This window comes from Aeromicrobium ginsengisoli, from assembly GCF_004134905.2.
Lineage (GTDB): Bacteria > Actinomycetota > Actinomycetes > Propionibacteriales > Nocardioidaceae > Aeromicrobium > Aeromicrobium ginsengisoli.
The window spans coordinates 293,642-317,234 of sequence record NZ_SDPQ02000003.1 but is presented as its reverse complement, the minus strand read 5'-3'; the positions used below and the strand labels follow the sequence as shown (position 1 = coordinate 317,234).

Genomic DNA, 23,593 nt, shown 5'->3' with positions numbered 1-23,593 from the left:
GAGTCCTTATCGATAGTCGTTATTAACGACAAACGATAAGCCCATCGGCCGACTCGTGTCACGCGTTCGGCAGATATCGTCAGCCGCATGAGCACACAGGTCACGGTCGTCGGGATCGGCGCGGACGGCTGGACCGGTCTGAGCGCGCGAGCGCGGGAGCTGGTCGAGGCTGCTGACGTCGTGCTCGGCGGTGAGCGGCACCTCGCGATGCTCCCTCCGACAGGCTCAGCGGGCGGGGGTGCAGGCTCAGGGGCGGACGCGGACCAAACGCGTGAGCCCTGGCCGTCGCCGCTCCGTGAGGGCCTGCCCGCGCTGCTCGAGCAGCACCAGGGCAAGAACGTCGTCGCGCTGGCCTCCGGCGACCCGCTCGTCTCCGGCATCGCCACAACCCTCGTCGACCTGCTCGGCAAGGACTCCGTCGAGGTCGTGCCCGCCCTCTCCTCCGTCGCCCTCGCCCGGGCCCGTATGCGCTGGTCCGCCGAGTCGACGGAGGTCGTGACGCTCGTCGGCCGCGATCCGCACCTCGTGGCCCGGTCCCTCGCGCCCGGCCTGCGGCTGCTCGTGCTCTCCTCCGACGGGTCGACCCCCGCCGAGGTGGCCGGACTCCTCACGGCAGCCGGATACGGCGCCAGCCCGCTGACAGTGCTCGCCGATCTCGGGTCGGAGACCGAGTCACGCACGGACGGCGTCGCGGCGTCGTGGGGTGACCAGTCGGCGCCCGACCTCAACGTCGTCGCGGTCGAGCTGGTGAGCTCCGGCGCAACGGTCCTCGGGTTCACCGCCGGACTGCCCGAGGGCGCCTTCGACCACGACGGCCAGATCACCAAGCGGGATGTACGCGCTTCGGCCCTCGCCCGCCTCGCACCGCTGCCGGGGCAGCTCCTCTGGGACGTCGGCGCCGGCGCAGGCTCCGTCGCGATCGAGTGGATGCGTGCTCACCCGACCTGCCGTGCGATCGCGATCGAGGCCCGCGAGGACCGCTCGTCACGCATCGCCCGCAACGCCGACGCGCTCGGCGTCCCTGCCCTGCAGGTGCTGACCGGCCACGCCCCTGAAGCGCTGACGGACCTCGAGGCTCCCCACGCGATCTTCATCGGTGGCGGCGCGACCGAGGAGGGTGTGCTCGATGCCTGCTGGTCAGCGCTCCGCCCCGGCGGACGCCTCGTGGTGCACGGCGTGACGCTCGAGACCGAGGCCGTGCTCGCGGTCCGCTACGCACAGCTCGGCGGCGAGCTGACCCGCCTCCACGTCGAGCACGCGGCGCCGATCGGCTCGTTCACCGGCTGGACCCCGGCCCGCGCCATCACACAACTGGCCGTCACGAAGGCCGACGTATGACAGTGCACTTCGTGGGTGCCGGGCCGGGTGCCGCCGACCTCCTGACCCTGCGCGCGGTGGCGCTGCTCAACGCCGCCGACGTCTGCGTCTATGCCGGCACCTACATCGACCACGCCGTGCTCGACCACTGCCCCGACGGCGCTCAGCTGGTCGACACCCAGGACCTCGACCTCGACCAGATCACCGCGCACATCGTCGACGCCCATGCCGCCGGACTCGAAGTCGTACGCCTGTGCTCCGGCGACCCCTCGATCTACTCCGCCCTCCACGAGCAGGCCAAACGGCTCGACGCGCACGGCGTGCCGTGGGACGTGACACCCGGTGTTCCGGCATACGCCGCAGCGGCCGCGCTGCTCGGTGCTGAGCTGACCGTGCCGGAGGTCGTGCAGTCCGTCGTGCTCACCCGTACGCAGGCGCGGTCCACCGCGATGCCGTCGGGCGAGGCGCTGGCCGGGTTCGCCGCGACGGGCTCGACCCTCGTCCTGCACCTGGCGATCACCCGTACCCGTACGCTCGCCGCCGAGCTCGCCGAGTCGTACGGCGCCGACTGCCCCGTCGCCGTCGTCGCCAATGCGAGCCAGCCGACCCAGGTGGTGCTGCGAGGCACTCTCGGCGACATCGCCGACCACGTCGAGGCGGCCGGGCTCCGGCAGGCCGCGGTCATCCTCGTCGGCAAGGCGCTGGCCGAGGACGTACGCGGCGGCGAGTCGTACCTCTACGACCCGGCCCGCGACCGTTCGGCCAAGCGGCGCTGAACTAGACGACGGCGTACAGGCGACCGTCGGGATCGACCACGGCACCGAGGGTGGTGCCCACCTCCAGGCGCGAGCCGCCGTCGCGGGTGTGGCTCGCCTCGAACGGCTCGACGCCCGGTGCGTTGATCCAGAGCCTGAGCTCGACGCGGGTGTTGCTGTCGTACGTCGTGGGCCTGACCGCGATGACCTCGGCCGTGGCGGGTACGCCGGCGGCGGTCAGTCGGCGCATACGGCGTGCTGTGCTGCGGACGTCGCTCCACATCGCGACGCCGAGCGGGACGAGGATCAGGGTCAGCAAGGCGCCGATGAGCAAGCCCGCCCAGAGATCGGCGTGCAGCAGCAGGCTGAGGGCCAGGAAGCCGGGGCCGCTCGACGCCATCACGACGCACAAGGCGTACATCGCCAGGCGTGCCACGCGCCCTGCCGGTGTGACCTCAGTCATGAGTGACATCCTGTCAGACGGCCCCCGGGTCTCGTTCAGTCGGTGAAGCGCGGGGTCCAGACCTGCCCTGCACTCGTCGCCATTGTGCCTGAGGCGCCGATGATCAGGAGGCACTTCATGTCGATCGAGGCCGGGTCGAGGTCGGCCAGAGTGGTCACCGTCAGCGACTCCTCGTCGCGGCCGACATCGCGCCCGATGACGACGACGGTGCCGGGCGCGCGGTGCTCGAGCAGGATCGCCTGGGCGTCGGCCACCTGCGTCGTGCGCGAGCGGGACGCCGGGTTGTAGAGCGCGAGCACGAGGTCGGCGTCGGCGACGGCACGGAGCCGCTTCTCGATCAGCGCCCACGGCTTGAGCCGGTCGGACAGGCTCATGACCGCGAAGTCTCCGCCGATCGGCGCACCGGCCCGCGCTGCGACGACCTGCACCGCGGAGAGCCCCGGCAGCACGTGGATCGGCACGTCGGCGTACGCCTCGTCGCCGGCCGCCTCGAACACAGCGGCGGCCATGCCGAAGATGCCCGCGTCACCCCCGGACACCACGGCGACCCGCTCGCCCTTGAGCGCCAGGTCGAGGGCGAGGCGGGCACGGTCGACCTCAACGGTGTTGCCGGAGGCGTGGCGGGTGAGGCCCTCACGCTGCGGGACGCGGTTGACGTACGGCGCATAGCCGACGACGTGGTCGACCTCGGCGAGCGCCTCGCTGACCTCGGGGGTGATCCAGCGATCGGGGCCGGGCCCGAGCCCGATGACGAGGAGGGTTGCTGCGGTGTTCTCGCTGGTCTCGATACGGGGCTCGTTCCTCGCCCCACTCGACCGGCGAGAATCACTCGTGTCGCCGGGGACGACGATCAGGGAGAAGTAGGGCACCGTCGCCGGGTCGACATCGGCGACCGGCAGCCAGCGCTCTTCGGGCATCGAGGCGCGTTCGACGTAGAGCGCACCGTCGAGCCGCCCGGCCTGACGCAGTGCCGAGACGACTTTGGAGAAGGTGCGGCCGAGCTTCATGATGATCGCGCCGTCGGTGTCCGCGAGGCGGCGCGCCAGCTCGGGCTCGTCGAGGGTGCCGGGCAGGATCGTGAGGACGTCGGTCTGACGTACGAGCGGCGATGCGGTGGTCGCGGTGGCTGCCGCGAACGACGTCACGCCGGGCACGACCTCGGTCTCGAAGCGGTCCGAGAGTCGGTCGTGCATGTACATGTAGGAGCCGTAGAACAGCGGATCGCCCTCGGCGAGGACCACGACCGTACGCCCGGCCTCGAGGTGCACCGCGAGCCGCGCCGCCGACTGCTCGTAGAACTCCGCCATTGCTCCGGCGTAGCCACCGGTGTGGGCGGTCTCGCCGGTGGTCACCGGGTAGCGGAGCTCCTCCTCGACGACTCCGTCGGGGATGAGCGAGGCGGCGATCCGTCGTGCGTTCGACTGCTTGCCGACGCCGGCGTGATAGGCGATGACGTCCGCGTCGGCGATCAGCCGGGCGGCCTTGAGCGTGATGAGCTCGGGGTCGCCGGGGCCGAGCCCGACACCGTAGAGGCGGCCGGTCACTCGCGCTCCTGGGCCAGCGCGTTGAGCGCCGAGGCGGCCATCGCCGAGCCGCCGCGACGGCCGTGCACCGTGAGATAGGGGATGCCCAACGAGAACGCCGCCAGCGCCTCCTTGGACTCGGCGGCGCCGATGAACCCCACCGGCGTGCCGATGATCGCGGCCGGTCGGGGTGCGCCGTCGAGCAGCATCTCGAGCAGGTGGAACAGCGCCGTCGGGGCGTTGCCGAACGCGACAACCGCCCCTTCGAGCCGGTCCTCCCACAGCGACACCGCGGCGGCGGAGCGGGTCGTCGCCCACTCCCTGGCCAGCGTCGGCACCCGCTCGTCACGCAGCAGGCACAGCACCTCGTTGTCCTTCGGCAGCCGGGCGCGGGTGACGCCCGACGCGACCATGGTGGCGTCGGTCAGGATCGGGGCGCCTGACTCGAGCGCGTCGCGCGCTGCCGAGACGAGGCCGGGATGGATGTCGAGGTCGCGCGTCAGGTCGACCTGTCCACAGGCGTGCACCATGCGTACGGCGACCTTCTCGGCGTCGGCCGGGATGTGCGACAGCTCGGCCTCGGCGCGGATCGTTGCGAACGAGTCGACGTAGATCGCCGGTCCGTCGGCGACGTAGTCGTAGTGGCGCGTTGGTCGTTTCATACCTTCTCCAGGTCGGGGATGACGATGCTGCGCCACGGCGTCACGATCACTTCGGTGCCGGCGCGATCCAGGATCGTCGCCGCGAGCTCAGGGGTGAGCAGGCCGTCGGGCACCGCGAGATGTTCGGCGCTGCGGCCGTCGTCCTGCGCGATGATGCCGTACGGCGGCGGGAGCGCGCTGACCTGGGTCCGGAGATCGCGGGCGTAGTGCGTGCCGAGCAGCTCGGCGCCGCCTTCGGGCAGCTCGTCGAGGTGCCACAGGGCGGTCTCGCCCTCGCCGCGATGCCGCAGGAACCCCTCGGCGTACGACAGCAGGGCCTCAGGTGCCTCGTCGAGCGACGCCAGGGGACCCCAATGCTTCGAGCCGACACGCAGCTGCACGGTCTCGGCGTCGACGGCCATCAGGCCGAGGTCGAGCGACCGTGAGGCGATGTCGCCGCGGCCGTCGTCGAGGACGAACAGGAAGCGCCCGGCCAGCCCCGCGAAGTCCGGCTCGGCGCACAGCTGTCGGTCGAGCTCGTGCGCCAGATGACGCAGGGCGGCTCGGCCACCGACGCGTCCGGTCAGCGGCGACACCATGACGTTGCGCACCAGCTCGTGGCTCGGCGAGGGCAGCAGTCCGGACTCGGCGATCGCATCGACCAGCACCGCCGGCACACAGCCATCGGCGTGCTCGATGCCGCGGAGCTGCAGGTTCGTACGCTTGGTCAGCAGCAGCGTGCCGTCGGCATAATCCGCTGCGATGCCGATCAGGTCTCGCAGCGCCGAGGTCGGCAGCACGCCGCCGATGAGACGCAGTCGTACGATCGCGCCGTCGTCCGCGATCCAGGGTCGCAGGACGCCGGGACAGCGGTCGGGATGGGAGCGGTTCGTCACCCCGTCATGGTGTCACGCGGGCTTCGGAGCCTCGTCGAGCACGCAGTCGCCGCAGATCCCGGCGCCGGGCACGCGGTAGAACAGGCAGCACGAGCGGCGTACGAATGACGGCCCCGCCGGGTCGAGGTCGCCCGTCCCGGCGAGCGTGCCGTGGTCGAGGAGCTGTCCGACCAGTTGCGTGGCGGCTTCCGCGCGATCGGGCCGCGCGGCGCGGAGCATCGTCAGCGCGCCCGCAAGGCTCGAGGCGACGTTGCCCCACAGCACCTGCGGCGAGACCGCGTACGTGCGACCGAACGCATCGAGCACCGGCGCGACGATCGGCTGCAGGATGCGGGCGTCGAGGTCCTCGGCGAGCTCGCCGGCGGTCGACTCGCCGACCGAGCTGCGAGCCAGGGGCCACGGGCCGCCGACGACCGGCCGCCACCAGAGCTCATCGAGCAGCAGATGCGGGACCCGTTCGGCGAGCACCGCCGAGGCGAAGGCGGGCGACACGAGTCGGGCGGCAAGGCCGAGGAACACGATCGACGCGGTCGCGCGTTCCTCGATCTCGGCGACGGCGACGCGTGACCGCTCGGCGAGCATCTCCCGGGCCGCCGCCACGCGGCCGGCGATGACATCGGACTCGGTGAGCTCACGCAGCGGCCGCCACCCCGCGTCAGGCGCCCAGCGATCCAGGACGAAGAACGGCCCGACCTCGGCAGCGAGGTCGAGCGCCGCGTCATCCGGGCCGGTGGTCATCCATTCGTGCCGCTGAGCAGCCCTGTCGTACGAACTTCAGAGACGTCGCCCCGCGCAGCCCGGGCCGAGGCCTGGCCCGCGAGCGCATCGGCGGCGACGTTGAGCGGCCAGACCGTGAGGTCCGTGAGGTGTGCCTTGACCTTCTGGAAGAACACCGGTGCACCGGAGTCGCGGCGGGCCTGCATCAGCGCGTAGATCGCCTGCACGATCTCGACGTTGGCGACGATCTCCTTCTTGGAGTTGCGCCAGCCGTTGCGGGCCCAGCCGCTGGCCCACGTCGTGGAGCAGCCGATCGTGTAGGACGAGTCGGCCTGGATCACGAGCGGCCGGTCGGCGAAGTCGCGGAGCGCGTTCTCGACCGCCAGCAGCTCACCGATGTTGTTGGTGCCCTGCAGCAGCCCGCCGCACGCCGAGGCGCCGTCGTCCGCGACGTACGCCCAGCCGGTCGGCCCGGGATTGGTGACGCACGAGCCGTCGGTGCCGACGACGATCGCGCTGCCGAGCTCGAGCACGTCGGTGTGGGTCCTGGCGAGTGTCACTGGGTGCTCCTGGGTGGTGTCGGGGGGAGTGTCACATCATCCTCGCGGATAGCCGCGGCGCACGGTCCGGTCGAGGATGCCGAGCGTGCCGCTCAGGTTGGTCACCGAGACGACCGGGAAGATGCCGGAGTCCTTCCAGTCCTGGCTGACGTCGGACCAGTCGTAGAACGAGGTGACGAGGGTGCCGCCGTCGGCCGGCTCGAGGCGATAGCCGTAGGTGTGTCCCATGCCGGGACGGACCTTGCCGAGGATCGACCACGAGATCAGGCGATCGCGCTGGAACTCCTCGATCGTGACCGTGACGTCGTACTTCCCGTAGTCGGGGATGTCGTTGAGCGACTCCCGGTCCATGTGGACGACGAACGTGTCGCCGGCTGCCTCGACCACGTCACCGTCGGCGTCCTGCAGCATGCCGGAGGCGTCGATCGCGACGTGACCTTGCGGGTCGCACAGGACTGCGAAGACCTCGGCGGCGGAGGCCGGGATGAAGCGCTCGGCCTCGATGCGCTCAGTCATGCACCGACCCTACCGACCGGGCGGTCTGCCGGGTCGAGCCCGGGCGGTGGGCCGGTAGGCTGAGCCCATCCGTTTGCCGCGGATGCAGGAACTCCGGTGCAAGCCCGGGGCGGTTCCGCCACTGTGAGTCTTCGGACGAGCCAGACACTGACCGCGGCGACTCCCACCACAACGGGGCGAGAACCCCGAGGAGGAACATGACGCGCATCGCGTTGCTGTCCACGTCCGACACCGACCTGCTGTCGGCCCGCGCGAGCGGTGCGGACTACACCTACGCCAACCCGGCTCGCCCCGGGCACCAGGAGATGGCTGCGGCGATCGAGTCGGCCGATCTGGTGGTCGCCCGCATCCTCGGCTCCCCGCAGGACCTGTGCGAGGGCTTCGAACGCATTCGGGCCACAGGCAAGCCGATGGTCGTGCTGGGCGGCGAGCAGAGCCCGAACGCCGAGCTCATGGAGCAGTCGACCGTGCCGATCGGCGTCTGCGCCGACGCGCACGTCTACCTCGCGGAGGGTGGTCCGGCCAATCTCGCCCAGCTGCACGCGTTCCTCTCCGACACGATCCTGCTGACCGGTGAGGGCTTCGAGCCCCCGGCCGTGCTGCCGGAGTTCGGACTCGCGGAACGTCCGGACGTTGCGCCTGTCGAAGCGTCCTTTCGCGCCCCCGACGGCTACGCCCCTTCTGTCGGGGGGACCCCCAGGGCTCAAGGAGCGAAGAGCAGGATCGGCATCCTGTACTACCGAGCCCACGAGGCCTCCGGCAACAGCGCGTTCGCACACCAGCTCGCCGACGCGATCGACGCGACAGGTGAGGCGTACGGCGTGCCGATCTTCTCCTCGTCGCTGCGTGCGGCACCCGACGAGCTGTTCGCCGAGCTCGGCAAGCTCGACGCCCTGATCGTCACGGTGCTGGCGGCCGGCGGCACCAAGCCCGGCACCGTGAGCGCCGGCGGCGACGACGAGGCCTGGGACGTCGAGCGCATGAAGGCCCTCGACATCCCGATCCTGCAAGGGCTCTGCCTGACCTCGAGCCGCGAGGACTGGGCGGCGTCCGACGACGGCGTCACCCCGCTCGACTCGGCCAACCAGATCGCGATCCCCGAGTTCGACGGCCGCATCATCACGGCACCGTTCTCGTTCAAGGAGATCGACGAGGACGGCCTGCCGCGCTACGTCGCCGACCCTGAGCGCTCCGCCCGCGTCGCCGGCATCGCCGTCGCGCACGCCCGCCTCCGCCACACGCCGCCGTCAGAGCGCAAGATCGTGTTGATGCTGTCCGCATACCCGACCAAGCACAGCCGGGTCGGCAACGCCGTGGGCCTCGACACCCCTGTGTCGACGATCCGCCTGCTGCGCGAGATGCGCGACGCGGGCTATGACCTCGGTGCGCCTGGCGAGATTCCCGGTCTGGAGCTCGACGACCTCACCGAGGCCGGTGACGCGCTGATCCACGCGCTCATCGCGGCCGGTGGCCAGGACGAGGAATGGCTCACCCAGGTGCAACTGACCGAGAGCCACGTGCGCATCCCCGCCGCGCAGTACGCCGAGTGGTTCGAGGGCTTCCACCCCGACCTGCGCGACGCGATGCTCGAGGCGTGGGGTCCGGCCCCGGGCAAGCTCTTCGTCAACGACACTGCGTCTGATTCCGGGGGCGAGATCGTGCTCGCCACGATCCGCGCCGGCAACATCGTGCTGATGATCCAGCCGCCTCGCGGGTACGGCGAGAACCCCGTCGCGATCTACCACGATCCCGACATGGCACCGTCGCACCACTACCTGGCCGCCTACCGGTGGGTGGAGCAGGCATTCGGCGCCCACGCCGTCGTCCACCTCGGCAAGCACGGCTCGATGGAGTGGCTGCCGGGCAAGAACGCGGCCCTTTCGGCGTCGTGCGGCACGGACGCCGCGATCGGCAACCTGCCCCTGATCTATCCGTTCCTCGTCAACGACCCGGGCGAGGGCGCGCAGGCCAAGCGCCGTGCGCACGCCACGATCGTCGACCACCTGATCCCGCCGATGGCGCGCGCGGAGTCGTACGGCGACATCGCCAAGCTCGAGCAGCTGCTCGACGAGTACGCCAACATCGCCGCGATGGACCCGGCCAAGCTCCCGGCGATCCGGTCGCAGATCTGGACCCACATGCGGGCCGCAGAGATGCACCGCGACCTGGGCCTCGACGACATCCCCGACGAGGACGACTTCGACGACTTCATCTTCAACGTCGACGGCTGGCTCTGCGAGATCAAGGACGCCCAGATCCGGGACGGTCTGCACGTGCTCGGCCAGGCCCCCCACGGCGATGCGCGGGTCAACCTCGTGCTGTCGATCCTGCGGGCGAGCCAGATCTGGGGCGGCGAGACCGGAGCGGTCCCCGGGCTCCGTGCTGCGCTCGGTCTCAAGGAAGGCTCGCAGCTCGGCGACATCGACCAGATCGAGGAGCAGGCGCGCGCCCTCGTGCAGGGCATGGAGGACGCGGACTGGGACGCCGCGGCCGCGCGAGACCTCACCGACGTGCCCGACGTCGTGCGGGTCCTCGAGTTCGCCGCCACGGAGGTCGTGCCGCGTCTGACGAAGACCACCGACGAGCTCGACCACGTGCTGCACGCCCTCGAGGGCGGCTTCATCCCCGCCGGGCCCTCGGGCTCACCGCTGCGTGGACTCGTCAACGTCCTGCCGACCGGTCGCAACTTCTACACCGTCGACCCCAAGGCCGTGCCGTCCCGCCTCGCGTGGGAGACCGGTCGGGCCATGGCCGACTCGCTGATCGAGCGTCACCTCGCCGACACCGGCGAGTACCCACCCTCGGTCGGTCTCTCCGTCTGGGGCACGTCCGCGATGCGTACGTCCGGCGACGACATCGCCGAGGTCCTCGCGCTGATCGGCGTCGAGCCCGAGTGGGATCCCGCATCACGCCGGGTCAACGGCCTGCGGGTCATCCCGCTCGACGAGCTCGGCCGTCCCCGCATCGACGTGACGGTGCGCATCTCCGGCTTCTTCCGAGACGCGTTCCCGCACGTCATCGGCATCCTCGACGACGCGATCCGCCAGGTCGCCGAGCTCGACGAGCCCGACGACCAGAACTACGTGCGTGCACACGCGCAGCGCGACCTCGCCGACCACGGCGACCAGCGCCGGGCCACGACTCGCATCTTCGGCTCGAAGCCCGGGTCGTACGGCGCGGGCATCCTGCAGGTCATCGAGGCCGGCAACTGGCGGGACGACAAGGACCTCGCCGAGGTCTACACCGCGTGGGGCGGCTTCGCGTACGGCCGCGACCTCGACGGTGCTCCGGCCGCCGACGACATGCGCGCCAACTACAAGCGCATAGCGGTCGCGGCCAAGAACATCGACACCCGCGAGCACGACATCGCCGACTCGGACGACTACTTCCAGTACCACGGCGGCATGGTCGCCACCGTCCGCGCGCTGACCGGCACCGACCCCAAGGCGTACGTCGGAGACTCCACGACCCCCGACGCCGTACGCACGCGGACCCTGCAGGAGGAGACGACGAGGGTCTTCCGCGCCCGCGTCGTCAACCCGCGGTGGATCGGCGCGATGCAGCAGCACGGCTACAAGGGCGCGTTCGAGCTCGCCGCCACAGTCGACTACCTCTACGGCTTCGACGCGACGACCGGAGTCGTCCACGACTGGATGTACGAGACCCTCGCCAAGGAGTACGTGCTCGACGAGGTCAACCAGGAGTTCATGAAGAAGTCGAACCCCTGGGCGCTGCGCGGCATCATCGAGCGGCTCAACGAGGCCGCCGACCGTGACCTCTGGGCCGATCCCGATCCCGAGGTGCTGGCCGCGATGCAGCAGGTCTACCTCGACATCGAGGGCGACCTGGAGGACCGGGGATGAGGCGCATCCGGGTCATCGGGATCGGACCCGGCGACCCGGACCAGGTGACCCTCGAGGCGGTCGCCGCGATGCACTCGGTGGCCTACTTCGTCGTCGCCGACAAGGGTCCCGACGACCCGTTGCTGGAGGCGCGCCGCGAGCTGCTGAAGCGGCACGTCGGCTCGGCCGCCCAGGTCGTGGCCGTACGTGACCCGGAGCGCGACCGCGCTGACCCCGCTGACTATCGCGGCGCCGTGAGCGACTGGCACGAGGCGCGCGCCGAGGCGTACGAGCGCGTGATCCTCCAACAGCCCGGCGACGTCGGCTTCCTGGTGTGGGGCGATCCGGCGTTCTACGACTCGACGATCAGGATCGTCGAGCGGGTCCTGGCGCGGGGCAACGTCGAGGCCGAGTGGGACGTCATCCCCGGCATCTCGAGCCTGCAGCTGCTCGCCGCCCGGCACCGCATCGTCCTGCACGAGATCGGCCAGCCGATCACCGTCACGACGGCCCGCAAGCTGCGCGAGGCAGTCGATGCCGGCGCCGACAACATCCTTGTGATGCTCAGCGCCCGGATCGACCTCGACGGGTTCGACGAGTGGCACATCTGGTGGGGCGCCAACCTCGGCACGGAGCACGAGCGGCTCGTCGCGGGCCCGGTGGCCGACGTGGCCGCCGAAATCGACGAAGCCCGCGCCGCCACCAAGGCTGACGCGGGCTGGGTCATGGACGCCTACCTGCTGCGCCGCTGATCAGGCGAGTTCGTCGACCACGCGCGAGTTGCTCAGCGTCAGTGCGCCGAGGGCGCCGATCAGGCCGACGACGACCGCCAGCACGGCGTACGTGATTCGCTCTCCGTGGAAGAACGACGCCACCAGGTCGCTGCCCCACGTGCCGGCCGGGAGCCGCGTGGTCACGAGCAACGCAATCATCGTGCCGACCACGGCGGTGCCGACGCTGGTGCCGACCTCCTGAGCGGTGTCGTTGAGCGCTGTGCCGATCGATGTACGGTTCTCCGGCATGGCGCTGACCAGCGCGACGGCGCAGATCGTCATGACCGTGCGCAGGCCGACGGTCATGACGACCATCGAGACGGCGATGGCGAGATAACCGTGCTCGACGCCCCAGGCGAGACCGCCGAGTGCACCTGCGAGCAGGCCGGCGCCGACGAGGCACGCGATGCGGTGACCGAACCGCCCGGCGAGCCACTCCGACACCGGCGTCGCGACGATCATCGTGACGATCAGCGGCAGGTTGGCCAGTCCGGACCGCACAGGGCTCCACCCGTACGCGTACTGGAAGTGCAGGATCAGGCCGAACATCACGCTGGCCATCGCGATCGACGTGCCGATCTGCGCGATCGCGGCGCCGCGGACCGTGCCGTTCGAGAACAGGCCGAGGTCGAGCATCGGCGACGCGGTGCGACGCTCGTGCCGTACGAACGCGGTGCCCGCGGCGAGGGCACCGAGTATCGACCCCAGGGTGATGGCCGACAGCCAGCCGTGCTCGACGCCGCTCGTGAGCGAGAAGCAGGCGAGGCCGATCGCGGCGATGCTCAGCACCGCACCGGGCAGGTCGAGCGCATCGTCGGTCAGGTCCTCCGGGCGGTCAGCCGGTACGCCCCGGCGTACGCCGACGAATGCGATCACGGCGATCGGGGCGTTGACGGCGAGCAGCCATTCCCACCGCACGTGGGCCAGCGCCGTGCCGCCGAGCAACGGTCCGAGGATGAACCCGGACATGCCGACGACGATCATCACGGTCATGGCGCGCATCCGAAGCGCCTGGTCGTCGAAGAGCCGGAACACCAGCGAGTTCGTGATGGGTGCCATCGCAGCGGCGGTGATGCCGAGTGCGGCGCGCAGGCCGATGAGCTCACCGGCGGTGCTGACGGCGACGACGCACAGGCTGATCAAGCCGAACGCGGCCAGCCCGACCAGCAGGACGCGGCGACGGCCGAGCCGGTCGGCAGCGGACCCGGCGGTCAGCAGCAGCCCGCCGAACGTCAGTGAGTACGCGCCCGTCACCCACTGGAGGGCTGTGGTGCCACTGCCGAGGTCGCGGCCGATGGTCGGCAGGGCGATCGTCAGCAGTGTGTTGTCGACCATCTCGACGAAGAATGCGAGGCAGAGGGCCGAGAGCGGGATCCAAGCGGCGCGCAGTGACGTGTAGGTCCGCGGCGGGGAAGTCGTGGTGGGGGTCATGGCGACACCTCCTATCGAACGCTGTTCGACTATCGAACAACGTTCCACAGAATAGAACAACGTTCGATAATCCACAACATCTGGTTGGATGGGAGTCATGGCACCTTCGCGAGAGCGCCCGGCAGCACGTCGGTCCGGCGGACGGCAACGTGCCTCGCACTCCATGGAAGCCGTCCTGACGGAGGCCGTCGCACTGCTCGACGAGGCCGGGGACAGTGCACTGACCTTCCGCGCCCTCGCGGCCAGGCTGGGCGGCGGCGTCGGCAGCATCTACTGGTACGTCGCCAGCAAGGACGAGCTGCTCGACCGCGCCACCGACCACGTGGTCGGCCAGCTCCTCAGCGATGTCCAGGAGCGCACGAACGGTGACGACCCGGTCGACGACCTGAGGGTCCTCGCCCTCATGATGTTCGACGCGATCGTTGCTCGGCCGTGGCTGGGTGCCTACTTCATGCGCAACTCGCTGCTCCAGCCCAACACACTGCGCCTCTACGACCTGCTGGGTCAGCAGGTGTTGCGGCTCGAGCTCACGCCACGCCAGAGCTTCCACGCCGTCTCGGCGGTCGTCGGATTCACGGTCGGCACCGCCGCCGACCTGGGCCAGGAGCCGCCACAGGAGATCCTCGACGGCCGTGTGGGCCGCGAGGAGTACCTCGCCCGGTTCGCCGACATGTGGCGGGCACTCGACCCAGACGAGTACCCGTACGTCCACCAGATCGCGGACGAGTTCGCGCACCACGACGACGCCGACCAGTTCCGCGCGGGCCTCGACCTGCTGCTGGCCGGACTCCGGCAGCAGGCCGGTCGCTGATCAGGCGGGCTGTGCCGCCAGCTGCGCGTAGACCGCCTCGATCGGCAGGCCCGGCGCAGCCTTGGCCTGGTGGCTGACCTCGTCGGCGAGCACCTCGAAGTCGCCGGCCTCGATGCCGTCGAGTGCGGACTTGACGACGTCCGCGGGGTCGGACTTCGGCGCGTCGACGCCGGCGACCATGTCGGTGTCGACATAGCCGACGTGCAGCCCGACGACCTGGACGCCGCGAGGCGCGAGCGCCAGGCGCAAGCCGTTCGTCGCGCTCCAGAGCGCCGCCTTGGTCGGCTCGTACGTGCCGCCGAACGAGATCCAGGACAGGGCCGAGTGCACGTTGAGGATGACGCCGTTGCCGTTGTCGGCAATGCGGTCAGCCAGGAGTGAGGCAAGGCGGAGCGGGCCGAAGTAGTTGGTCTCGAACTCCTGGCGGATCGCCGTCTGGTCTGCGGTCAGCAGCGGTCCACCGGCCACGATCCCGGCGTTGTTGATCAGGACGTTCACGTCGGGCGTCGCGGCAACCACGGCATCGACGGAGTCGGCGTCGGTCACGTCGAGCTGGAGCGCGACGACCCTCGGGTCGCTCGTGTCGATCGTCGAGGCATCGCGGGCACCCGCGTAGACCTTCTTCGCACCGCGCTCGAGCAGCTGGCTGACGTACTCCTTGCCCATGCCGCGATTGGCTCCGGTGACGAGAACGGTCTGGTCGGCGAGTGAAGTCATGATGAGTCCTATGGGGAGAAGTAAACAGATTGGTGTACTTCCCGCAGGGTACACAGATCAGTTTACTTTTCGCAAGCGGGCCTCTATTCTGGTGTCGTGACGACGACCACGAAGGCCAAGCCCCGCGAGCGGCTGCTGGCTGCCGCCGAGGAGCTGTTCTATCGCGAGGGCGTCCACATCGGCGTCGACCGGTTGTGCGAGGTGGCCCAGGTGTCGAAGCGGTCGATGTACCAGCACTTCGGCAGCAAGGACGAGGTTCTCGTCGAGATGCTCAAGTCGCGCGCGTCGCACGTCATGGCCGGGCTCGACACCGCGCCGGACGCCCTGCCGCGCGATCGGATCCTGACGGTGTTCGACTCGCTCCACGCGCAGGCGCTGACGCCGGACTTCTTCGGCTGCCCGTTCGTGAGCGTCGCCACGGAGCTCAAGGATCGCGAGCACCCGGCGAGCGTCGCCGCGAGGCGCTACAAGCTCGAGCTCACAGCATTCTTCGAGGAGCAGGCCAAGCTCGCCGGCGCGGCTGATCCCGAAGTGCTGGCGGTCCAGCTCACGATGATGTTCGACGGTGCGGGCGCCTTTAGCGTGGTCCGCGGCGGTGCGTCGCCGGCGGCTCGCACGGCAGTCGAGGCGCTGCTCGCCTCGCAGGGGATCTAGACACGCCCTAGCGGCCGATGACGGCGCGGCTCGCCGTGACCAGCGTCGCGGCGACGGCTTTGGGTGAGCCCCCGACGTAGCCGGCGACCATGGCACCGTCGCGCAGCATCATGAGGTGCTCGGCCTTGCCGGCCGGATCGTCGACGCCGAGCTGGTCGAGCAGCTCGCGGAACTGGCCGATCAGCCAGGTGCGATGATCCCGCACCACGCGACTGCCCGGGTGGTCGTGGGGCAGCTCGGCAGCGGCGTTGATGAAGGCGCAGCCCCGGAAGCCGGTCGCGCACATCACCGAGCCGACGGCTTCGGCGTACCACTCGAGGACGCCGGCCGGATCGTCCGGGAGCTCGGCTCGCTTGGCGGTGAGGCTGTCCTCGACGGCTGCCACCTGCTGGGCGAGATAGGTCGTGACGAGCTCGTCCTTGGTGGGGAAGTGCCGGTAGAACGTGACCTTGGAGACGCCGGCCTCGGCGATGAGCCGGTCGGCGCTGACCGCGCGGATGCCGTCGGCGTAGTAGCGACGGCTGGCGGCGTCCAGGATGCGCTCGCGCACGGGGGCTGCGGTGGTCGACATCGTCACCCTCCTTCGGGTTGTCATCGTCCCATGATCGTGGTTTGATTCATGTAGACGTACTAGTTAGTCTACCTCAACCTCCAGGAGTTCACATGCCCGAGCAGATCCTCTACACCGCAGTCGCCACCTCGACCGGAGACGGCCGCAACGGTCACGTACGTTCGACCGACGGACTCGTCGACACCGACGTCCGCATCCCGGTCGAGATGGGTGGAGCCGGCGGCGCGACCAACCCCGAGCAGCTGTTCGCCGCCGGCTACGCCGCGTGCTTCCACTCCGCGCTCAAGGCGAGCAAGTCGCAGCACGGTGTCGACCTGACCGACTCGGCCGTCACGGCCGAGGTCGGCATCGGCCCCAACGGTCTCGGCGGATTCGGCCTCGCCGTGACGCTGCGCGTCGAGCTGTCGGGCGTCTCGCAGGAAGACGCTGAGAAGGCTGTCGCGGTGGCACACGAGGTGTGCCCCTACTCCAACGCGACCCGCGGCAACATCGACGTCGTCCTCGACGTCGAGGTCGCCTGACCTCTCGCAAGACGAGCGAATCGGGTCTTGTCCGGCTATAGGCGGACAAGACCCGATTCTTTCGTCCCAGCTCAGTCCTCCGGGTCGACCGGCGGCGCGGCACCCTCGTGCTCGTCCCGGTCGGCCCACTCCAGCAGCGGAGTGAAGTCGAAGGCGGCTTGGTCGATGCCCCCGTGCAGGTCGCCGAGGTCGGCGAAGCGTGCCGGCACCGTGGCGATCGTGAAGTCGTGCGGGTCGACGTCGTCGACCTCGTCCCAGCGGATCGGCGTCGACACGCGGCCGTCGGGGAAGCCACGCACCGAGTAGGCCGCCGCGATGGTGTGGTCGCGGGCGTTCTGGTTGTAGTCGACGAACAGCTGCGCCGGGTCGCGGTCCTTGCGCCACCACGTCGTCGTGACGTCGTCGGGCGCCCGACGCTCGACCTCCCGCGCGAACGCGAGCGCCCCACGGCGTACGTCCTTGAACTCGTGCTCGGGCTTGATGCGGACGTAGATGTGCAGGCCGTTGCCGCCTGAGGTCTTCGGGAAGCCGGTGGCACCCAGATCGTCGAGCACCTCCTCGGCGACCCGGGCGACGCGCTTGACCGTGGCGAAGTCGCACTCCGGCCCAGGGTCGAGGTCGATGCGCCACTCGTCGGGCCTCTCGACGTCGGCCTTGCGACTGTTCCACGGGTGGAACTCGACGGTCGACATCTGCACAGCCCAGACCACCGAGGCGAGCTCGGTGACGCAGAGCTCGTGCACGTCGCGGTTGTAGCGCGGGAAGTGGACGCTGACGGTCTTGACCCACGGCGGGGCGCCCGACGGCAGCTTCTTCTGGTGCACCTTGTCGCCGGCAAGACCCTTGGGGAAGCGGTGCAGCATGCACGGTCGTTCGTACAGCGCGTTGACGATGCCGTCGCCGACCGCGAGGTAGTAGTCGACGAGGTCGAGCTTGGTCCAGCCGCGCTCCGGGAAGTAGACCCGATCGGGGTTGCTGACCCGCACGACCTTGTCGTCCACCTCGATCTCCACCGCGGGCGACGATGCCTTGGCCATGCCCCCACGTTAGGGGCTACGGCCGACGTACGCCTGTGGGATTGGGGTACGTGACGGCGCCGGACGCCTCGACGGCGCGGGCCAGGGCGAGCAAGGGCTTCTCGATCGTGATCATCCGACCGGTGGCCTCGCGGTCGATGCCGGCGGCGCACACGCGATCCGTCGTGTCCTCGATCTGCTGGCGGGCCGAGCGGCCGGTCTCGGTGATCGCGCCGTCGGCGTCGACCCAGCCGCGCGTCGCCAACCGGCTGATCGCCGCTGCCCACTCGTCCTCGGTCCAGCCGCGCATGCTGCGCTGCTGGTCGCCGGCGAGACCTGCGGCGACGGCCAGGGCATTCGCCGCGGCGCCGTCGAGCCCGGCGGAGGTCAGCACCGCGACGTGGCAGTCGCCCCGATACTCGCGCAGCGCCGTGGCGGCGTGCCAGAGGCGGCCGAGGTCGTCGGCGGGCTCCGGCAGGGAGTGGTGCGCCGCGGCGAGCGGCTTGCCGGCGAAGTCGATGCCGCGGGTGATCGCCGCGAGCTCCTTGGCCAGTCGCCCGGTGTCGACGCCGTCGACGGCCCGGGCGAGTGCGTCGCGCGCCAGGGCGTACCTCGTCGACAGCACGTCGTCGCGCGATGCCATCGACCAGGCGTCCGGCAGCGCGCGGGTCACCATGCGCGGGGCGAAGCCGTGGAACAGCGCCACGACCAGCTCCGGCGCGGGGGTCCCGACGGCGGCCGAGCGCGAAGCCATGTAGCCCATCCAGTAGCCCTTGAGGCCGATCGCCTCGTAGCGCTGCTTGGTGTCGGGGGCGAAGTAGACGACGTCGTGGACCGCCTCGGTCGAGCGCCAGAAGGTCGTGCCGTGGGTCATGCCCCCATCCTGTCAGCACCGCTGGGAGTCGCCGGTACGGTCGACCGTGATGACTGACATTGCGCCGAACACCCGCGTCCTCCTGGCCTCCCGCCCGCACGGGGAACCCACCTCGGACAACTTCACGATCGAGTCCGGCCCGATCCCCACGCCCGGTGAGGGTGAGGTACTGCTCCGCACGATCTATCTGTCGCTCGACCCCTACATGCGCGGCCGCATGAGCGCCGCGAAGTCGTACGCCGCACCGTTTGAGGTCGGCGAGCCGATGCAGGGTGGGATCGTCGCCGAGGTCGTCGAGTCGCGGGCCGACTCACTCCGGCCCGGTGACGTCGTGCTGGCCTACGGCGGCTGGCAGACCTACGGCGTGGCGGTGGCCTCGCACGTGCGCAAGCTCGACCCCGCCCAGGCGCCGGTCTCGACCGCGCTGGGCGTGCTCGGGATGCCGGGCTTCACGGCGTACGCCGGACTGCTCGAGATCGGCAAGCCGCAGCCGGGCGAGACCGTCGTGGTGGCCGCCGCGGCCGGGCCAGTCGGTTCGGCGGTCGGCCAGATCGCGCGCATCAAGGGCGCTCGCGCGGTCGGCATCGCCGGCGGTGCCGCCAAGGTGGCGTGGCTCGAGGAGCTCGGGTTCGACGTCGCCCTCGACCACCGCTCGCCGACGTTCGCCGACGACCTCAAGGCCGCGGTGCCCGACGGCATCGACGTGTACTTCGAGAACGTCGGCGGCCACGTCTGGGATGCGGTCCTGCCGCGCCTCAACACGTACGCCCGGGTGCCGGTGTGCGGGCTGGTCGCGCACTACAACGAGACCGAGCCGCCGGCCGGCCCGGATCGATCGGTGCGGCTGATGACCTCGATCCTGACCAAGGGCCTCACGGTACGCGGCTTCATCCAGACCGAGTTCGTCAAGACGCACCAGGCCGCGTTCCAGGCTGATGCCGCCGGCTGGCTGCGCGACGGCTCGCTGCGCCATCGCGAGGATGTCGTCGAGGGGCTTGAGCACGCACCCGCGGCGCTGATCGGCCTGCTCAAGGGCAAGAACTTCGGCAAGCTGCTCGTGCAGGTCGGCCCCGACCCGACCCGCTGACCCGCTGAGCCTGACGTTTCTGCTGGGAAACGCCGTGGCGACCCGACCGAAACGTCAGGCTCAGCGTGCTCGCTACTGCAGGGTCATCTTGGGCTCGCCGGCCGAGGTGAGGCCGGTGCCCGTACGCACGCAGGAGCCGCTCTTGGGCGTACCGGCGTTGTAGGCCTGGCGGACGCACGAGCGGGTCGCGAGCTGGCCCCAGTAGTTGGGGTGCAGCGACTCCTGGATGTAGTAGGGGCTGCTGCCGGCCGTTGTCACCGTGCGGATCTGGTTGACCCATTCCGTACGGTCGACCGCCGTCGGCGCCGTCCAGCTGGCCAGCCCGACCTCCTCGTACAGGCCGACACCGCCCTCGCACAGCCGCCGGCCGTTGAACGTCGACGACAGGTTGAGCGTCTTGGCGTTCGTGATGCCGGCCTGGCTGATCGCGCCGGTCACGGTGTTGTTGATCGTCGGGAGTGCGGTGTTGTTGGCCCAGTCGGCGTCAGCGTTCCAGAAGCCACAGCCGCCGGTGTTCTGCCGCGTGTAGCCGCTCTCGCTGTAGCGGAAGCCCGAGCCGCCCGGCACCGGCGACGGGTAGTTCTGCACGAGCAGCGTCCACGAGCTGTCGGCATAGCCGGCGTTGCGCATCGCGGTCCGGATGTTGGTGTACGCGTTGGCGATGCGCGTCTTGACCGCAGCGACGTTGCTGGTCGTGAAGTTGGCGACGACGCTGCTGTCGTCCTTGCAGTAGTCCTTCCACCAGCTCGGCGACGTGAGGAAGTCCGTGACGCACGACTGCACGACGCTGGCGAAGTTGAAGTCGTTGCCGCCGATCGACACGGCGACCATCTTGACGTTGTGGGTCGCGGCGAACTGCTGCAGCATCTTGGCCTGGCCCTGCTTGCCCGCCCCGTTGTCGTAGAAGTCGAGGCCGGGCTTGAAGTCGGTGCCGTCCGATGTCGCCGTCTTGGCGCCTGAGCACGCGAGGTTGAGGCCCTGCACGCCGCCGCCGATGTAGATCTCGGCGCTCTTGCTGCGGTGGCACCGATTGATCTGCTCGGCGGTGTTCGTGGCGTTGTCGAAGTACGCCGTGTCGCCGCCCGCGTCGGCCCGCGCGGAGCTGTCGTTGGACGAGCCGGCCCAACGTCCGGCCTCGCCGGAGATGTAGGAGTCGCCGACCGACACGACGTACGGCGTGCCGCTGCCGGGACCGTCGGCATGGGCCGGCGCGGCCACGACGGTGAGTGTGGCGAACGCGAGACTCAGTGCTGCGACGAGTGGACGTGCTCGGGTGACCAGCGACATACGGTGCCTCCTAGGTGGACGTGCTCCCTCCGACCCAGCGGGCCCGGACTGAACCTAGTGGCGCACGTCACACTTTGGGAAGACCTAAATTACTTTCGGGTAGCCGTCAGCGGCGCAGCGGCCGGGTCAGCACCTTGGCGATGCACGCAGGTACGCCCTCGTCGTCCCCGTGATCGCGGGCCCGATAGGCGCTCGGGCTCTCGCCGACGAGCTCGGAGAACCGGGTGCTGAACGTGCCGAGCGAGGCGCAGCCGACCTCGAAGCAGACCTCCGTGACCGACAGGTCGCCGCGCCGCAGCAAGGCCATGGCGCGCTCGATGCGCCGGGTCATGAGGTAGCCATAGGGCGTCTCGCCGAACGCGGCGCGGAAGCTGCGGGAGAAGTGGCCGGGCGACATCAGGGCGACCCGGGCGAGGGCCTCGACGTCGAGCGGCCTGGCGTACTCACGGTCCATCGTGTCGCGTGCCCTGCGGAGCAGGACGAGGTCCTCGTTCGCCACCGCACCATGATCGCATCCCGCTGCCGCTCCTTGAGCCTGTCGAAAGGATTTGACCTGGAGTGCGCTCCAGGGTTCATGCTGAAGGCATGACTGTGACAGAGGTTCCCGCTGGTGGCGTGACGATCAGCGCGGCCGCCGAGCTGAGCGGGCTGAGCGTCGACACCCTGCGCTACTACGAGAAGGAGGGGCTGTCCCTCCATCGTCCCGAACGCTCCGCGTCCGGGCAGCGCCGCTACACCGAGGAGGACGTGCGCTGGCTCGGCACGCTCGTCATGCTGCGCCGCACCGGGATGCCGATCCGTGACATCCGGCGCTTCGTCGACCTCTACCGGATCGAGGGCAGCGAGCCGCAACGGCTGGCGATCCTCGAGGCGCACCGCGAGCACGTGCTCGAGGAGCTCAACGAGGTGCAGACCCACCTGGACGCGATCAACCGCAAGATCAACCACTACAAGGAGATGGTGAACGAATGAGGACCACCGCATGGGGGACCCAGGGCCTGGAGGCCAGTGTCGAGGGACTCGGCGCGATGGGGATGTCGGCGTTCTACGGCGACCGCGACGACACGGAGTCGACCGCGACGCTCAACCGCGCTCTCGACCTCGGTGTCACGATGATCGACACCGCCGAGATCTACGGCCCGTTCCTCAACGAGCGGCTCATCGGCCAGGCGATCGGCAGCCGCCGTGACGAGTTCGCGCTCGCGACGAAGTTCGCCACTCACATCGAGGACGACGGCACCATGGGCCCACCCGACGGCAGCCCCGCCTATGCCCGCAGGGCGCTCGAGCGTTCGCTGAAGAACCTCGGCATGGAGACGATCGACCTCTACTACCTGCACCGCGTCGACCCGACCATCCCGATCGAGGAGACCGTCGGCGCGATGGCGGAGTTCGTCGCCGAGGGCAAGGTTCGCCACCTCGGGCTGTCCGAGGCGGCGCCCGAGACGATCCGGCGCGCGCACGCGACGCACCCGATCACCGCGATCCAGACGGAGTACTCCCTCTTCGAGCGCAGCCCCGAGGTCAACGGTGTCCTCGACACGACGCGCGAGCTCGGCATCGAGTTCGTGGCGTACTCCCCGCTGGGTCGTGGCGTGCTGACCGGCGCGATCTCATCGCCGGCGGACCTGCCGGAGGGTGACTGGCGCCGCAACATGCCGCGGTTCGGTGACGAGAACATGACGCACAACCTGACGGTCGTCGACAAGGTTCGGGCGCTCGCCGGCGCCAAGGGCGTCACGCCGGGACAGCTCGCGCTGGCCTGGGTGCTGCACCAGGACGGCGTCGTCGCGATCCCGGGCACGAAGCGTCGGACGTACTTGGAGGAGAACGTCGCCGCGGTCGATGTCGAGCTCACCGACGAGGACCTGGCCGCACTCGCCGATGCGGCCCCCGTGGGCGTGACCCTCGGGGACCGCTATGACGAAGCGGGCATGCGGGCGGTCCACGTCTGACCCCGCCCAATGTGGGCGGGGCGGCTAGGCCTTGGCGTAGCGCAGGACCCACTCGACGAACGGCGTCGCCTCGCGCCAGTCGGTGCGGACGTGCTCCAGCAGCTCGGGCGTGTGGATGAACGGCTCGAAGCCGTAGCTCTTGCCCAGCGTCATCGACTTGTGGCGCAACAGCTCGATGCGCGGGTGGTCGACGTCGAAGCCGCGCGGCGCGGTCTTGAGCCGGTCGCCGCCGAGCTCCCAGCCCGACGCCTGCATCGTCGCGAGGATCTCCTCGAGCTCGCCGCCGCGCCGCGTGTCGACGATCGCGTCGCGAATACTGGCGAGCCGGGGCGACGACGCCTCGTAGAAGCCGACGCCGACACGTACGCCCGGTGCGCCGACCTGCACGTAGTAGCCGGTCGCCGGGCCTCTGGGCACGAACGCACCCTGGTGCGTCTTGTAGGGCGTCTTGTCCTTGGCGAACCGCACGTCGCGGTAGGGCCTGAAGATCTTGGCGTCGCCGAACTCGTCGGCGAGCGACGCGACGAGCGCCTTCATCGGCGCGGCGACCGCCGTGTCGTACGTCTGCCGGTGGGCTTCCCAGTACGTCTTGGTGTTGTCCATCTCGAGGTCGTCGTAGAAGTCGAGGGCCGCGACGGGAAATCCGGTGAACTCAGGCACCCTGCG

At 70.0% G+C, this 23,593-nt stretch carries 25 protein-coding genes and 1 riboswitch; of the genes, 10 read left to right on the top strand and 15 right to left on the bottom strand.

Features of this window, described 5'->3' with window-relative positions; genetic code table 11:
• Window positions 1–87: 87 nt before the first annotated feature.
• Both cbiE and cobM read left to right on the top strand, forming a co-directional pair.
• Window positions 88–1,338, top strand: coding sequence for a precorrin-6y C5,15-methyltransferase (decarboxylating) subunit CbiE (gene cbiE, locus ESP70_RS14680; RefSeq protein ID WP_149690065.1), 1,251 nt, complete (start codon window positions 88–90; stop codon window positions 1,336–1,338).
• Window positions 1,335–2,093 (top strand): precorrin-4 C(11)-methyltransferase, encoded by a 759-nt coding sequence (gene cobM / locus ESP70_RS14675; protein ID WP_149690064.1) that lies wholly within the window; start codon window positions 1,335–1,337, stop codon window positions 2,091–2,093. Before cbiE ends, cobM begins: the two co-directional genes overlap by 4 nt.
• 1 nt (window position 2,094) lies before the next feature.
• Here the strand turns inward: cobM and ESP70_RS14670 are convergent, their stop codons facing one another.
• Genes ESP70_RS14670 through ESP70_RS14640 form a run of 7 tightly spaced genes read right to left on the bottom strand, consistent with a single transcriptional unit; the run spans window position 2,095 to window position 7,388 of the window.
• Window positions 2,095–2,535: a hypothetical protein gene (locus ESP70_RS14670; RefSeq protein ID WP_149690063.1), complete on the bottom strand. Its 441-nt coding sequence runs from the start codon at window positions 2,533–2,535 to the stop codon at window positions 2,095–2,097.
• 35 nt (window positions 2,536–2,570) lie between these two features.
• Complete coding sequence (locus ESP70_RS14665) at window positions 2,571–4,079, bottom strand: precorrin-2 C(20)-methyltransferase (protein WP_149690062.1); 1,509 nt, start codon at window positions 4,077–4,079, stop codon at window positions 2,571–2,573.
• Window positions 4,076–4,720, bottom strand: coding sequence for a precorrin-8X methylmutase (locus tag ESP70_RS14660; protein WP_149690061.1), 645 nt, complete (start codon window positions 4,718–4,720; stop codon window positions 4,076–4,078). The genes ESP70_RS14665 and ESP70_RS14660 overlap by 4 nt, the downstream gene beginning before the upstream one ends.
• A complete protein-coding gene (locus ESP70_RS14655; protein WP_149690060.1) occupies window positions 4,717–5,595 on the bottom strand; it encodes a sulfite reductase subunit beta in 879 nt (292 codons plus the stop codon). The genes ESP70_RS14660 and ESP70_RS14655 overlap by 4 nt, the downstream gene beginning before the upstream one ends.
• A gap of 12 nt (window positions 5,596–5,607) precedes the next feature.
• The gene (locus tag ESP70_RS14650; RefSeq protein ID WP_149690059.1) at window positions 5,608–6,333 is read right to left on the bottom strand and encodes a (2Fe-2S)-binding protein; all 726 of its coding nucleotides are present in this window, start codon (window positions 6,331–6,333) and stop codon (window positions 5,608–5,610) included.
• A complete protein-coding gene (locus ESP70_RS14645) occupies window positions 6,330–6,872 on the bottom strand; it encodes a ribonuclease H family protein (RefSeq protein ID WP_149690058.1) in 543 nt (180 codons plus the stop codon). Before ESP70_RS14645 ends, ESP70_RS14650 begins: the two co-directional genes overlap by 4 nt.
• Window positions 6,873–6,908: 36 nt before the next feature.
• Window positions 6,909–7,388 carry an SRPBCC family protein gene (locus ESP70_RS14640; protein ID WP_149690057.1) on the bottom strand — a complete coding sequence of 160 codons (480 nt, stop codon included), beginning with the start codon at window positions 7,386–7,388 and terminating at the stop codon, window positions 6,909–6,911.
• A gap of 62 nt (window positions 7,389–7,450) precedes the next feature.
• A riboswitch (cobalamin riboswitch) is annotated at window positions 7,451–7,558 on the top strand.
• Between the two features lie 27 nt (window positions 7,559–7,585).
• Here ESP70_RS14640 and ESP70_RS14635 point away from each other — a divergent pair.
• The gene (locus ESP70_RS14635) at window positions 7,586–11,251 is read left to right on the top strand and encodes a cobaltochelatase subunit CobN (RefSeq protein WP_149690056.1); all 3,666 of its coding nucleotides are present in this window, start codon (window positions 7,586–7,588) and stop codon (window positions 11,249–11,251) included.
• Window positions 11,248–11,982 carry a precorrin-6A synthase (deacetylating) gene (gene cobF / locus ESP70_RS14630; protein WP_149690055.1) on the top strand — a complete coding sequence of 245 codons (735 nt, stop codon included), beginning with the start codon at window positions 11,248–11,250 and terminating at the stop codon, window positions 11,980–11,982. Before ESP70_RS14635 ends, cobF begins: the two co-directional genes overlap by 4 nt.
• On the opposite strand, the gene ESP70_RS14625 is transcribed toward cobF, so the two are convergent.
• Entirely contained in the window at window positions 11,983–13,434 is a 1,452-nt protein-coding gene (locus ESP70_RS14625) for an MFS transporter (protein ID WP_149690054.1), read from the bottom strand.
• Window positions 13,435–13,597: 163 nt separating this feature from the next.
• Between ESP70_RS14625 and ESP70_RS14620 the strand changes: the two genes are divergently transcribed.
• On the top strand, window positions 13,598–14,245 hold the full coding sequence (locus ESP70_RS14620) for a TetR/AcrR family transcriptional regulator (RefSeq protein ID WP_149690053.1): 648 nt from the start codon (window positions 13,598–13,600) through the stop codon (window positions 14,243–14,245).
• Here ESP70_RS14620 and ESP70_RS14615 read toward each other — a convergent pair whose 3' ends face one another.
• Window positions 14,246–14,962, bottom strand: coding sequence for an SDR family oxidoreductase (locus tag ESP70_RS14615; protein ID WP_149690052.1), 717 nt, complete (start codon window positions 14,960–14,962; stop codon window positions 14,246–14,248).
• Window positions 14,963–15,058: 96 nt separating this feature from the next.
• On the opposite strand from ESP70_RS14615, the gene ESP70_RS14610 reads away from it, so the two are divergent.
• Window positions 15,059–15,616 carry a TetR/AcrR family transcriptional regulator gene (locus ESP70_RS14610; RefSeq protein ID WP_149690051.1) on the top strand — a complete coding sequence of 186 codons (558 nt, stop codon included), beginning with the start codon at window positions 15,059–15,061 and terminating at the stop codon, window positions 15,614–15,616.
• 7 nt (window positions 15,617–15,623) lie between these two features.
• On the opposite strand, the gene ESP70_RS14605 is transcribed toward ESP70_RS14610, so the two are convergent.
• Window positions 15,624–16,187, bottom strand: coding sequence for a TetR/AcrR family transcriptional regulator (locus ESP70_RS14605; protein ID WP_188110650.1), 564 nt, complete (start codon window positions 16,185–16,187; stop codon window positions 15,624–15,626).
• A gap of 92 nt (window positions 16,188–16,279) precedes the next feature.
• Here ESP70_RS14605 and ESP70_RS14600 point away from each other — a divergent pair, with 92 nt between their 5' ends.
• Window positions 16,280–16,708 carry an organic hydroperoxide resistance protein gene (locus tag ESP70_RS14600; RefSeq protein WP_149690049.1) on the top strand — a complete coding sequence of 143 codons (429 nt, stop codon included), beginning with the start codon at window positions 16,280–16,282 and terminating at the stop codon, window positions 16,706–16,708.
• Between the two features lie 71 nt (window positions 16,709–16,779).
• On the opposite strand, the gene ligD is transcribed toward ESP70_RS14600, so the two are convergent.
• Entirely contained in the window at window positions 16,780–17,745 is a 966-nt protein-coding gene (gene ligD, locus ESP70_RS14595; protein WP_149690048.1) for a non-homologous end-joining DNA ligase, read from the bottom strand.
• A gap of 16 nt (window positions 17,746–17,761) precedes the next feature.
• Window positions 17,762–18,598 (bottom strand): SCO6745 family protein, encoded by an 837-nt coding sequence (locus tag ESP70_RS14590; protein WP_149690047.1) that lies wholly within the window; start codon window positions 18,596–18,598, stop codon window positions 17,762–17,764.
• Window positions 18,599–18,647: 49 nt separating this feature from the next.
• Between ESP70_RS14590 and ESP70_RS14585 the strand changes: the two genes are divergently transcribed.
• Entirely contained in the window at window positions 18,648–19,685 is a 1,038-nt protein-coding gene (locus ESP70_RS14585) for an NADP-dependent oxidoreductase (RefSeq protein WP_149690046.1), read from the top strand.
• A gap of 72 nt (window positions 19,686–19,757) precedes the next feature.
• Here ESP70_RS14585 and ESP70_RS14580 read toward each other — a convergent pair whose 3' ends face one another.
• On the bottom strand, window positions 19,758–20,972 hold the full coding sequence (locus ESP70_RS14580) for an SGNH/GDSL hydrolase family protein (protein WP_149690045.1): 1,215 nt from the start codon (window positions 20,970–20,972) through the stop codon (window positions 19,758–19,760).
• 106 nt (window positions 20,973–21,078) lie between these two features.
• Window positions 21,079–21,426 carry a helix-turn-helix transcriptional regulator gene (locus tag ESP70_RS14575; RefSeq protein WP_149690778.1) on the bottom strand — a complete coding sequence of 116 codons (348 nt, stop codon included), beginning with the start codon at window positions 21,424–21,426 and terminating at the stop codon, window positions 21,079–21,081.
• A 131-nt stretch (window positions 21,427–21,557) separates the two neighbouring features.
• Here ESP70_RS14575 and ESP70_RS14570 point away from each other — a divergent pair, with 131 nt between their 5' ends.
• Both ESP70_RS14570 and ESP70_RS14565 read left to right on the top strand, forming a co-directional pair.
• Entirely contained in the window at window positions 21,558–21,944 is a 387-nt protein-coding gene (locus tag ESP70_RS14570; protein WP_149690044.1) for a MerR family transcriptional regulator, read from the top strand.
• Window positions 21,941–22,927 (top strand): aldo/keto reductase, encoded by a 987-nt coding sequence (locus ESP70_RS14565; protein ID WP_149690043.1) that lies wholly within the window; start codon window positions 21,941–21,943, stop codon window positions 22,925–22,927. The genes ESP70_RS14570 and ESP70_RS14565 overlap by 4 nt, the downstream gene beginning before the upstream one ends.
• Before the next feature lie 24 nt (window positions 22,928–22,951).
• On the opposite strand, the gene ESP70_RS14560 is transcribed toward ESP70_RS14565, so the two are convergent.
• Window positions 22,952–23,587: a DUF2461 domain-containing protein gene (locus ESP70_RS14560; protein ID WP_281287336.1), complete on the bottom strand. Its 636-nt coding sequence runs from the start codon at window positions 23,585–23,587 to the stop codon at window positions 22,952–22,954.
• Window positions 23,588–23,593 lie beyond the last annotated feature (6 nt).